Here is a 12,160-nt window from a genome sequence, read left to right on the forward strand (position 1 = left end):
TAATAATAACGAATCAGTTCTAAATAACAGGACGGGCTTATACATAATAATAAAGGTTAAAATTTATCTAGAGGAGGAGATAGCTTGGCAGATGTTGAAGTCTTTATCGGTGATTTAACGGACCAGACATTTCATTATGAAGGGGGAGACTGGAATCATAATTACCCGAAAAGGATCAGTCCGTTTTTTCCGAAAGGGTATGAACTCTTTTTCTCCCTATTGGATGGCATTTATTATAAGAAATTAGAAGGCAGGCAAACAGACTGGGGAAGTCATACCTGTTTGATGTATCCTGATGAAATGCTGTCGGTCTTGGAAGAATACTATAAGCGGGATATGGAAAATGAACAGGTGCAGCAATTATTTCAGTTTATAAAGCAATTGAATCCCCATCAACAATACGGCTTAGTGGCATGCGAGATGTCATAACGCAGAAAAGGACAAATGCCTGAGGCATTTGTCCTTTTTACAAACTTACATTATTTCGACTGGTGAATCGGGTATTGAGTCTATCGGTAAAAAATAAAAAGGATTTTTGAAAGATGGGACTTTGAATAAACGTATAAATAAAGGTGAAAACGAAGACTGGACCGGAAAGAAGCAGTCCGATTAGTAACACCGCACACTCACACATGATCCGGACTCTGCTGATTGATAAGTTGGTCAGGTCCGAAATGGTAAGCATAAACCCGTCACGCGGACCTGTACCAAGGTGAGCCGCTGAATACAATCCTCCGCCAATCCCCATTAAAATAATCGCTGATAATAGAATCAGGATATCTGCGACTATGTTCGTTTGAGGCGGAAGTAGATCGTAAAATAGAAAGAAGTCGACCAACATGCCAACCATTACTCCGTTAAGGATTGTCCCGATACGAACATACTTCCCTTTCAGAACAAGGGTGCCTGCAATCAGGGTGGCACCGACAATTATATTCCATGTTCCAATCGTTAAGCCGAACTTCTCAAACATGGCAATGTTTAACACATCCCATGGATGGATCCCTAAATATTGCACTTTAATGGACATACTGATCCCATAGCTGAAAATAAGTAATCCTATTACAAAATAGCTTATTTGCCAATAGATTTTCATATTGTCTCCTTTGAAATAACAGTCATCACTCTATAACAATATTTTACAACGAAAAGGTTTATGAAGATATGGTTTGTTTTTTGTTTAGTAGGGAGAGGGCGAATGTCCTGAAGAAGATGTACATCCTTTGAAGGAGAAAGCGTGAGGAGAGTAGGAAGAAAGAAATGAATATTCAGTTATTTATATTATTTGGAGTGGATATAATTGACAGCGCTTTCGATGGTCGATAGAGTTTTAGTAAGACGAGTAATGGGGGAATGAGTAGATGCTAATTGTGAAAAACGCATGGGGGACACTTTGGAAATGGCATGGAGATGTGATGGATACTTTGCAATTTTTCACTTCCGGAAGTACGCCTGCTGCTTCAGACACGGTGGATACAAATCTTGTTCCGGAGCCTAATGCAAACCCAAGACAGAAAATCGGGTTTATTTTGGGACCACTCCTATTTATTCTTATTATGTTATTTTTCTCTCCTGAAGGTTTAGCGAAGGAGGCTGTTGCTGTCCTTGCAGGTACAACATGGATAGCGGTATGGTGGATAACAGAAGCAATACCAATTCCGGCTACTGCTTTGTTGCCTATCATTTTGTTTCCACTTACGGGAGCTCTTCAATCCGGGGATGTCACGTCTGCCTATGGTGATAGTACGATTTTTCTTTTTATGGGTGGGTTTATCATTGCAATTGCGATGGAAAAGTGGAACTTACATAAGCGCATTGCCATGAACATCATTTTGTTGATTGGTACAGGCACTGAAAGAATTGTACTTGGATTCATGCTGGCTACTGGTTTTTTATCTATGTGGATCTCGAATACGGCAACGGCTATGATGATGCTTCCGATTGGAACAGCCGTGATTTATCAAGTGAATCAAAGTCTAGAAAAGGAGGGGGCTAAAAGAACAGGTCACTTCAGTAAAGTGATCATGCTGGGGATTGCCTATAGTGCCTCGATCGGAGGCTTGGGAACGTTGATCGGAACGCCTCCAAACACGATATTTGCTGCAGTGGTGAAACAGTTGTATGGGATTGATTTCTCGTTTGCGAAATGGATGCTTTTTGGGGTTCCACTTGCTGCTATTCTTCTATTTGTTACTTGGTGGTATTTAATCAAGGTGGCTTTTCCATTAAAGATTAAAGAATTGCCGGGGGGAAGGGAGATTGTAGAGAAAGAAAACCGGTCTCTTGGTCGCATTTCATTTGAAGAAAAGCTTGTTCTTACGGTCTTTGTCGCTACAGCCCTATGCTGGATCACCCGATCGTTTCTATTGAACCAATGGATTCCGTCATTAGACGACACCATCATAGCGATTACAGGGGCACTCGTTTTATTCCTTCTTCCAGGAAGAAAAGAATCGCGATTGATCAATTGGGATGATGCGAAGAAGCTTCCATGGGGAATCCTGCTCTTATTCGGTGGAGGTCTTGCCATTGCCAAAGGTTTCAAAGAGACGGGGTTGGCAGAGTGGATCGGACAGCAACTAACGATTCTTGAAGGAATATCCTTCATTATCATCTTGCTTGCAGTGACGACCTTTGTTATTTTCTTAACGGAAATTACGTCCAATACGGCAACAGCCACGATGATGTTTCCGATAATGGCTGCTCTTGCAGCTGCCTTGAATGTTCACCCTTATAGTCTGATGGTGGCGGCGGGCTTAGCTGCGTCATGTGCTTTCATGCTGCCGGTGGCTACACCTCCGAATGCTGTCGTATTCGGATCAGGTTATATCAAAATGGGAGACATGGTCAAGGCGGGTATATGGTTAAATCTGATTAGTATCGTATGTATTGCACTTTTGATTTATTTTTTCATGCCACTCGTGTGGGGAATCGATTTAGGTGTCTTACCTGAAAATATGAACTGAAGAAAAATCGGATCAGTTTCCTGATCCGATTTTTCGGGTGCTTATTATTGAGCAGTATATCCACCATCTAAAACAACGGCCTGACCAGTTACACCTTTTGCTTTGTCACTGGATAGGAAAATGGTGTAGTCTGCAATTTCTTCTACTGATAACAATCTCTTTTGTGGAACAAGAGGGTAGATGACATCCTTTAATACTTTTTCAAGTTCCACTCCGCGAGTGGTTGAAATATCCTTTAGTTGGTTACGGACAAGGGGGGTATCCACGTATCCGGGGCATAGGGCATTGACAGTAATCCCATGCTCGGCACCTTCTAAAGCAGATACCTTTGTCAGACCAATGACACCGTGCTTGGCACTGTTGTATGCCGCTTTACCGGCAAACCCGATCAGTCCATTAATGGATGCCATATTAATGATACGACCAAATTTTTGCTTCTTCATATAAGGGAAAGCAAATTTTGTTGCGATAAAGGGAGCGGTCAGCATAATTTTTATCAGGAGCTCAAATTTTTCAATAGGGAATTCTTCAATTGGAGCTACGTGTTGAATACCTGCGTTATTAATCAAAACGTCTATCCGGCCATAGTGGTCAACTGTCTTATCAATTCCCGCTTTCACTTCTTTTTCACTGGTAACGTCGCATTTAATGCCCAGGCAATCGAAGCCTCTGTCTTTCAGTTCTTCAACCGCTTCATCCAATCCTTCTTGATTGATATCAGAGAGAACGACTTTCGCACCATTTTGAGCAAAGTGTTCCCCGATTTCAAAACCAATTCCCCTTGCAGCACCAGTAATAAATACAACTTTATCATTGACCATCTTCTTTTCCTCCTCTAATTAATAAATTCCCATATTGGCAAGGATGATTGAAACGATTTCTGCAATCGTAGGAATAAGCAGCCCGACAACAGCTACATCCAAATACGAATCTTTATGGGTTAGTCCTGTTACGGCAAATAAGGTCAGCAGTGCACCGTTATGTGGCAGAATCGAGGCTCCTGATGAAATGGAAGCAATTCTATGGAAAGCTTCTGCACTGATACCACTCGTTTGAGAGAGCTCATAATATTTATCTCCCAAAGCCTCCAGGGCAATCCCCATTCCTCCTGAAGCAGATCCAGTGATAGCTGCAAGAGTTTGAACAGCTATGGCTTCAGATATGACGGGGTTACCTTTGATGCCAAGAATAAGCTTCGTTAACGTCTTGAAACCGGGTGCCGCTGTGACAACCGCTCCGAAACCAACGGCAGCGCTTGTGTTAATGACTGCCATGACTGAGCCCTTTGCTCCGCCATTGACAGCAGGGATGAATTTTTTATAATGTTTGAAGTTAATGAATAATATCGAAAGTATTCCTACAAGAAGAGCGGTCAGGATGTTCCACTTAAAGACATTCAATGTAACGACGACAATGACAAGAGGAAGAAATGATAAGTAGAAATTAGGAAGCTCTGATTCTTTAATTTCCTTTACATCGTTTCCACCTTTAGGCTCGGTAAACGTATCTCCTTTACTTGTAAATTGCTTTTGACGCCATCTTAAATAAAAATATCCTCCAACCGCCATGATTAATCCGCCGACTATACCGATGATCGGTGCGGCAGTGGGGGAAGTCTTGAAATAATCGATCGGTATTAAGTTTTGGATCTGAGGGGTACCCGGAATGGCTGTCATTGTAAATGTGAAAGCCCCTAATACGAACGTGGGGGGCAGCAATTTTCGTGTGATATCTGCTTCTCTGAACATGGCGATGGCAAGAGGGTAAATAGCAAATACTACAACGAATAAACTGACACCACCATAAGTTAGAACGGCCGCGGCAATTAACACGCCAAGAATTGCGCGGTCTTTTCCGATGATATTCGTGATTTTGTATGCGACGGATTGCGCTGCTCCAACGTCTTCCATCAGCTTTCCGAAAATGGCTCCAAAAAGGAATACAGGAAACCATTCTTTAGCAAAATCCACAAAGCCGGTCATATACGTTTCTGTATACGCAGGAAGCAGTTCAAGTCCACTCATTAATGCCACTAAACCTGCTACCAGTGGAGCGATCCAAATGATTGACCAGCCTAAATACGCTAAGACCATAAGCAGGATTAATCCGACAATGATGCTAGTCATAACTCACCTCTCATAAATGTTTGAGGTTATTTTTCCATTTATGAAAGGATTTATTCTATAGGGAAATCTGTTTAGTGGGATTTGAATGCAGACATTCCGTATGACTGCATTCACTGAGAGAAAAAGAACGAGCCGTTAATCGGACTCGTTCTTTTCATCATGGCTGCCTATGCCATTTTTGTAACCTCTAAATATTGAATATGATGACCATCGATTTCTTTCACTCTAAAGCAATATCCTTGTTCCTCGATCTTGTCATTCAACTTCACTTCGTACTTCTGAGTCAGGAACCAGCCTCCGATCGTGTCGACCTCATCTTCTTCAATGGTGATTCCAAGAAGGTCATTCACATCTTCAATGAGCATTACAGCGTCAAAGATATAATGATCTTCTTTCACCTTCCGGACTTCAGGAATTTCATCGATATCAAATTCATCCCGAATCTCCCCGACGATCTCTTCAATGATATCTTCTACAGTAACAAGGCCGGCAGTGCCACCGTATTCATCCAGGAGTACGGCCATTGGCGACCGTTCCTTCTGAAGTTTGACGAGTAAGGCTTGAATGGGGATGGTTTCAATGACTCGGATCACAGGCTTGATAAAGGAAGTTAAGTCTTCGTGTTCCGCCTTGTGGTTCACAAGTGTTGTCAGCAATTCTTTCACATTCACTATACCGAGAATATTGTCTTTATCACCGTCCACGACAGGATATCTTGTATAGCGTTCTTCTTTGATAATGGCTAATACTTCATCGATGGTGGACTCTGCGGATAGAGTCACGATATTCGTTCTCGGAACCATGATTTCTTTTGCGATTCGTTCGTCGAATTCAAAAATTTTGTTTACGTACTTGAATTCAGATGAATTGATTTCCCCACTTTTGTAGCTGTCGGAAAGAATGATTCTAAGCTCTTCCTCTGAATGGGCAATTTCATGTTCAGAAGCGGGTTTTAAACCGAATAACCCCGTGAACACTCGAGCAGAGCCGTTTAATGTCCAAATGAATGGATAAGCGAGCCGATAAAACCATATCAATGGTCGTGCAAATAATAGAGTGACTTTCTCTGCTTTTTGTATAGCAAAGGTTTTGGGTGCCAATTCTCCAATCACCACATGCAAAAAGGTAATGACGGAAAATGCGAGTCCAAATGAAATGATACTTGTGATGGAAGCATTCAAATCAAGTTTCTCAAACACGGGATGAAGCAATGTTTCAATAGTCGGCTCACCTAACCACCCAAGTCCGAGGGCTGTGATGGTAATGCCCAATTGGCAGGCTGAAAGGTATTCGTCTAAATGTGAAATGACCCTTTTAGCAGCAATGGCCGTTTGATTTCCTTCAGATACCAACTGATCGATCCGGGAGCTTCTTACCTTGACGATGGCAAACTCAGAAGCCACGAAGAAAGCAGTCAGTGCAATTAAAACAACAACAAGAAATAAATTAAGTAGAATGTCCAATGAGCGGAAGCTGAGGAGTGAACGTGAGACATGCACCACTCTTCGCTTCAAACACCTCCTGTATAAAAAGTCATGGTTCCGTGAAAATTGAAGCAAGATAACACTTGAAATCCGTTTCCATTGAGTATATCCTTTTAAAAGTATCACATTCTTATCCATGCCCAAATGTTCGTTGCAATGTGTACATAATTCGGTTATTCTAAGTAATAACTATTTACCAAATGATGTATGGATTCATCATAGAGAATAGGAATGGACAATACAACCATTTAGGTGTCAAATAGTGGATAATGGGAAGGAGAACGATTATGGCAGACGTGTTTAATCAAGAGCTTGTTGTAGCCCTTATCATTGCCTTTTCGGTTTATGTCATTTTAAGAGGAATAGCTATTTTCTTTGGCAAAGCAGGGAAAGGCTATCTGGAAAATAATCAGTCCCAAACTGGACGATTATACCTGCAATTAATTGGTGGCTACTATATATTATCAGGCGTACTTGGCCTGCTTATTCCACGATTGGACTGGAAAACAGAAGACATTTACTTCGGAATCGCAATCTTTGCGATTACATCTGTCGTTTTCTGGGTAACATTGGATCTCTTTATGAAACGTGATCGGAAAAAGCTACAACAAAATTAATATGTTACTTATAAGCCCAGGAATCATTCCAGGGCTTTTTTTATTTGGCTCTTTCCCAAAAGTTTGTGGCGATCTTAAGGAAGAAAGGAGTAGTTGATTTCCGGTCCAGGATACCCGCTTTGCACTGTACGGCGATGAGCCTCCTCTGCACGCAAAAAGTTTTCCTGAAAATGGGTATTAATCTAACCAATTTCCTGGTACGCAGAATATCATTACTTAGAATTTTCGAAAAATCCCATACATTCAAAAGAATGTTTGAACATTATTGGCATTTCTTCTATACTATATTCAAAAGAGTATTTGAATGTTAGAGGGGTGAAGAGATGAAAGAGACGGATGTATGTGAAGTAGCGTGTGTGGAAGATGAAAAGGTCAATCGCTTAAAATCAATGATGTTAACACAAAATACCTCTAAGGTAGCCGAGATCTTTAAAGCCCTTTCTGATCAAACAAGAATGAAAATTGCGTATGCACTTACCATCGAGGACGAACTGTGTGTATGCGATGTGGCCAATATTGCGGGTTCTTCAACAGCAACAGCATCCCATCATTTACGCTTATTAAAAAAGCAGGGGTTAGCCAAATTCAGAAAAAAAGGCAAGCTCGTATATTATTCCTTGGATGATCATCATGTAAAACAGTTAATCGAAATTGCTGTAACGCATCAAATGGAGGTGGAGGAACGTGACCAGTAAAGCGGCCCATAAACAAACTTACCGGGTCGAGGGGTTTACGTGTGCCGGGTGCGCGGCGAAGTTCGAAAAGAACGTTCAGCATCTCGACGGAGTAGTAGATGCGAAGGTGAACTTTGGAGCGGCGAAGATTACCGTATACGGAGAAACCACTCAGGAAGCGGTAGAAAAAGCAGGAGCCTTTGAAGGGCTTCGCATTAAAGAAGACGGAATCAGAAAGAGAGAGGAAAAAAAAGACCCGTTTTACACGAAATATAAGCATTTACTTTTTTCTGTTCTTTTTATCCTTCTTGCTTACTCTGTCCCACTTATGAAAATCGAGAACAGTGACATTTTTTCTACTGTTTCATTTGCAGCAGCGATTGCTGTAGGCGGGTATCGATTATTTCAAACGGGATTCAAAAACTTACTTAAATTAGAATTCGATATGAGAACCTTAATGACCATTGCGATTATTGGAGCTGCGTTTATTGGTGAATGGGGTGAAGGAGCGATCGTCGTTCTCCTTTTTGCCATCAGTGAAGTTCTGGAATCGTACTCTATGGATAAGGCTCGTGAGTCCATTCGTTCACTGATGGACATTGCCCCTCCTCAAGCCATCATCATACGAAATGGAATGGAGCTTGCCGTTGATGCCGAGGATATTGAAATCGGGGACATCATGGTGGTCAAACCTGGTCAGAAGTTTGCCATGGATGGTGACATCCTCGAAGGCTCTTCATTTGTCAATCAGGCAGCGATCACAGGAGAATCGGTACCAGTGGAGAAACACCAGGGTGATGCTGTATTTGCAGGAACATTAAACGAAGAAGGGTATCTAAAGGTTAAGGTGACAAAGCGTATTGAAGACACGACTCTCGCCAGGATTATTCATCTGGTGGAAGAAGCACAGGGAGAAAGGGCCCCTTCTCAAGCATTTGTGGATGTATTTGCAAAGTATTATACGCCCATTATTATGGTCATCGCTTTCCTTGTTGCGATCATACCACCCCTGCTTTTTGGAGCAGAATGGTCAACCTGGGTGTATCAGGGACTATCCGTCCTGGTAGTGGGGTGTCCTTGTGCACTGGTTATTTCGACTCCCGTAGCCATCGTAACGGCCATCGGGAACGCAGCCAAGAATGGCATTCTTATTAAAGGCGGCGTGTATTTAGAAGAATTAGGGCGTTTAAAGGCCATCGCCTTTGACAAAACAGGAACTCTTACTAAAGGAGAGCCTGAAGTAACGGATTTTATACGATTAAGAGATGTAGAAGAAGAAGAGCTGTGGATGAAGATGGCTGCACTGGAATTTCACTCCCAGCATCCCCTCGCTCACGCTTTTCTAAAAAGGGCGAAGGAGCTGAACATTGAGTATGGGGACTGTGAAGTGCTTGAGTTTCAATCCCATACGGGTAAAGGAATCAGTGGCCGAATAGGTGACAACAAATACTTCCTGGGATCCGATAGCTTCTTTGTAAATACTCCTTCAGCTGAAATTGAAATGCTTCAACGGGAAGGGAAAACGGTCATGGTGTTCGGAGTCGAGGATACTGCTTTGGCTCTTGTAGCCGTAGCAGATGAAGTGCGGGAAACAAGTCGCGAAATCATCGACAGCCTTCATCAATTGGGTATTGAGCAAACAATGATGCTTACAGGAGACCATGAAAATACGGCAAGATCGATCGGAAAAAGGGTAGGAGTCAAAGAAATCAAAGCAGGTTTGCTTCCCCAGAATAAATTAGACTTTGTTAAGCAATACATGAACACTTATGGAAAAGTCTCCATGGTTGGGGATGGAATCAATGATGCCCCAGCACTTGCTGCTTCAAATGTAGGAATCGCCATGGGTGGGGCAGGAACCGATACAGCACTGGAAACGGCCGATATCGCGCTAATGAACGATGACCTTTCAAAACTGCCATATATCATTCGCTTAAGTCGAAAAACGCTTACCATCATCAAGCAAAATATCTCATTTGCCATCGGTATCAAGCTCCTTGCATTATTACTTGTCATTCCCGGTTGGCTTACTCTATGGATTGCGATTTTTGCCGATATGGGAGCGACATTACTCGTTACATTGAATGGTCTTAGATTATTAAGAGTAAGAGACCGGAAGTGAGGGATGTCAAGTGGGTCACGACCACAGTCATGGACACAATCAGAATAAAAAAGCATTATTAATCAGTTTCCTATTTATTTTCACCTTTATGATCGTAGAAGTCATAGGTGGAATCGTCACAAATAGTCTTGCTCTTCTTTCCGATGCGGGACATATGCTTAGTGATGCAGCCGCTTTAGGTCTTAGTTTGGCAGCTTTTTATATAGGTGAGAAGGTTTCGGATAAAGGGAAGACGTATGGGTACAAGAGATTCGAAATACTGGCGGCGTTTATGAATGGCATCACGTTGATTCTCGTTTCACTCTATATTTTCTGGGAAGCGTATCACCGTTTTATAGATACTCCTGTAGTTTCACCAGGTATGATGGTGATCGCCATCACAGGTCTGGTTGTAAACATGATCGTGGCATGGATCTTAATGAGAGGGGATACAGAACATAACTTGAATGTCCGAAGTGCCTTTCTTCATGTACTTGGTGATATGTTGGGATCGGTCGGGGCCATCGCAGCCGGACTCTTGATCTATTTCTTTAATTGGAACTTGGCGGATCCTATTGCTTCTGTCATGGTTGCCATTCTAATCGTCATTTCCGGATGGAGAGTAACGAAGGATTCCATTCATATCTTAATGGAGGGATCCCCAAAAGGTATCGATACGGAACAAGTGATGAATGGCCTGGCAGCTATCCCGGGAGTCATTGAAGTCCATGATCTTCATGTATGGTGCATCACGTCGGGATTCACAGCTCTAAGCTGTCATGTGGTGGTGGGAAGCGAAGTGAATCGAGATACGATTTTATTACGGCTCTCAGCCTATCTTGAAGAGGAATTTGCTATACATCACTCTACGATTCAAGTGGAGGGAAAAAGTGTCACAGAGGGACATCATCACGTTTGTACGTAACAGCTGTCGCTTTATCCTAATATTACCAATGTGTAAGAGGATGTTTAGTTCAGTCTCGATTTGGGGTATATCCTCAACTGGAGGGATGAACATGTTACATCAAGAAAATAAATCAGAGAAGCAAAAGACACCTGAATTTAAGAAGGATTTCTATATTCAACAATTATTAAGGATTGGCGTATATAAATATTTTGGTAAGCAGCTTTATGAGCTCTCCATGAATGAACTACAAGATGTCTATCTGGAATATTACGTTGGTGGCGATATAGCGAATTAAAAAAGACGAACCTTTTAGAAAAAGGATCGTCTTTTTTGCTGTACTAAGTTCTATTACGGCACATCATGTCCCATAGAAGTTTGCAGGATTTCAAACCATTGATCGTGGTTTAAAGAAATAGAAAGAGAGTCGATTGCATGTTGAATGCGTTCTTTTTTACCGGAACCGACAATAGGCATAATGTTTGAAGGGTGATTAAGAAGCCAGGCATATAGAACTTCATCAATTCCCTTTGCACCTGTTTCTTCTTTTATCTTCTTCAATGTATGTTGAAGACGAATGGCTTTCTCATCCTCTCCCTTGAAAATCGCACCGCCTGCGAGTGGAGACCAGGCCATCGGCGCGACACGTTTCTCCTGACAAAGGTTTAATGTACCGTCTTCGAAGTTTTCTAAGTGATAGGCAGATAATTCGATTTGATTCGTGATCAATGGAAACGGCAAATAGGATTGAAGCATATTCCATTGATGATCTTTAAAGTTTGATACTCCAAAGTGACGTACCTTTCCTTCTTCCTTCAATTGAGTGAAGGCTTCAGCCACTTCTTCTCCATTCATAAATGGATCTGGCCTGTGAATCAATAATAAATCGATGTAGTCCGTTTTTAGATTCTGCAGGGAGTTTTCAACAGATGTCAAAATATGCTTTTTACTCGTGTTGTAATGATGTGTTTTATGTTCCGGACGATTTTCAGAAGGGAGGACAATACCGCATTTCGTCACAATCTCCATTTTCTCACGTAAGGAAGGCTGAAGGGCAAGGGCTTCACCAAATAAGGCTTCACACATGTACGAGCCATAAATATCTGCGTGATCAAAAGTTGTGATTCCATTTTCAATATTTTCCTGGATCAAAGCAAGGGTTTCTTCCTTTGATTGATTCCAGTCTGCAAGTCTCCACAACCCATGAATGATTCTTGAGAATGATAAGTCTTCCGTCATTTGTATTCTTTGCATGGATGCAACCTCTTTTCATATGGTATGTAGACAT

Annotated in this window: 12 protein-coding genes; 7 read left to right on the forward strand and 5 right to left on the reverse strand. The window is 41.9% G+C overall.

Going from position 1 to position 12,160, the window contains the following annotated elements; genetic code table 11:
* Positions 1–84: 84 nt before the first annotated feature.
* The gene (locus tag Q1B03_RS07260) at positions 85–429 is read left to right on the forward strand and encodes a hypothetical protein (RefSeq protein ID WP_299739850.1); all 345 of its coding nucleotides are present in this window, start codon (positions 85–87) and stop codon (positions 427–429) included.
* Between the two features lie 37 nt (positions 430–466).
* Here Q1B03_RS07260 and Q1B03_RS07265 read toward each other — a convergent pair whose 3' ends face one another.
* The gene (locus tag Q1B03_RS07265) at positions 467–1,096 is read right to left on the reverse strand and encodes a YitT family protein (RefSeq protein WP_299739853.1); all 630 of its coding nucleotides are present in this window, start codon (positions 1,094–1,096) and stop codon (positions 467–469) included.
* Between the two features lie 265 nt (positions 1,097–1,361).
* Here Q1B03_RS07265 and Q1B03_RS07270 point away from each other — a divergent pair, with 265 nt between their 5' ends.
* Entirely contained in the window at positions 1,362–2,966 is a 1,605-nt protein-coding gene (locus tag Q1B03_RS07270) for a DASS family sodium-coupled anion symporter (RefSeq protein ID WP_299739855.1), read from the forward strand.
* Positions 2,967–3,010: 44 nt separating this feature from the next.
* On the opposite strand, the gene Q1B03_RS07275 is transcribed toward Q1B03_RS07270, so the two are convergent.
* The 3 genes from Q1B03_RS07275 to Q1B03_RS07285 all read right to left on the reverse strand — a co-directional run bounded on the left by Q1B03_RS07275 (position 3,011) and on the right by Q1B03_RS07285 (position 6,555).
* Positions 3,011–3,787 (reverse strand): 3-hydroxybutyrate dehydrogenase, encoded by a 777-nt coding sequence (locus tag Q1B03_RS07275; protein WP_299739857.1) that lies wholly within the window; start codon positions 3,785–3,787, stop codon positions 3,011–3,013.
* An 18-nt stretch (positions 3,788–3,805) separates the two neighbouring features.
* Positions 3,806–5,092, reverse strand: a complete 1,287-nt coding sequence (locus Q1B03_RS07280) for a GntP family permease (protein ID WP_299739859.1) — start codon at positions 5,090–5,092, stop codon at positions 3,806–3,808.
* Positions 5,093–5,259: 167 nt separating this feature from the next.
* Positions 5,260–6,555, reverse strand: coding sequence for a hemolysin family protein (locus tag Q1B03_RS07285; RefSeq protein ID WP_299741270.1), 1,296 nt, complete (start codon positions 6,553–6,555; stop codon positions 5,260–5,262).
* Between the two features lie 308 nt (positions 6,556–6,863).
* On the opposite strand from Q1B03_RS07285, the gene Q1B03_RS07290 reads away from it, so the two are divergent.
* From Q1B03_RS07290 to Q1B03_RS07310, 5 genes are all read left to right on the forward strand, one after another.
* On the forward strand, positions 6,864–7,193 hold the full coding sequence (locus tag Q1B03_RS07290) for a hypothetical protein (RefSeq protein WP_299739861.1): 330 nt from the start codon (positions 6,864–6,866) through the stop codon (positions 7,191–7,193).
* Positions 7,194–7,516: 323 nt separating this feature from the next.
* Complete coding sequence (locus Q1B03_RS07295; RefSeq protein WP_299739863.1) at positions 7,517–7,888, forward strand: metalloregulator ArsR/SmtB family transcription factor; 372 nt, start codon at positions 7,517–7,519, stop codon at positions 7,886–7,888.
* Positions 7,878–9,989, forward strand: coding sequence for a heavy metal translocating P-type ATPase (locus Q1B03_RS07300; RefSeq protein WP_299739865.1), 2,112 nt, complete (start codon positions 7,878–7,880; stop codon positions 9,987–9,989). The genes Q1B03_RS07295 and Q1B03_RS07300 overlap by 11 nt, the downstream gene beginning before the upstream one ends.
* Before the next feature lie 10 nt (positions 9,990–9,999).
* Positions 10,000–10,893, forward strand: a complete 894-nt coding sequence (locus Q1B03_RS07305; protein WP_299739867.1) for a cation diffusion facilitator family transporter — start codon at positions 10,000–10,002, stop codon at positions 10,891–10,893.
* A 91-nt stretch (positions 10,894–10,984) separates the two neighbouring features.
* A complete protein-coding gene (locus Q1B03_RS07310; protein WP_299739869.1) occupies positions 10,985–11,170 on the forward strand; it encodes a Fur-regulated basic protein FbpA in 186 nt (61 codons plus the stop codon).
* A 53-nt stretch (positions 11,171–11,223) separates the two neighbouring features.
* On the opposite strand, the gene Q1B03_RS07315 is transcribed toward Q1B03_RS07310, so the two are convergent.
* Positions 11,224–12,126 carry an aldo/keto reductase family oxidoreductase gene (locus tag Q1B03_RS07315; RefSeq protein ID WP_299739871.1) on the reverse strand — a complete coding sequence of 301 codons (903 nt, stop codon included), beginning with the start codon at positions 12,124–12,126 and terminating at the stop codon, positions 11,224–11,226.
* Positions 12,127–12,160 lie beyond the last annotated feature (34 nt).

This window comes from uncultured Rossellomorea sp., assembly GCF_947488365.1.
GTDB lineage: Bacteria > Bacillota > Bacilli > Bacillales > Bacillaceae_B > Rossellomorea.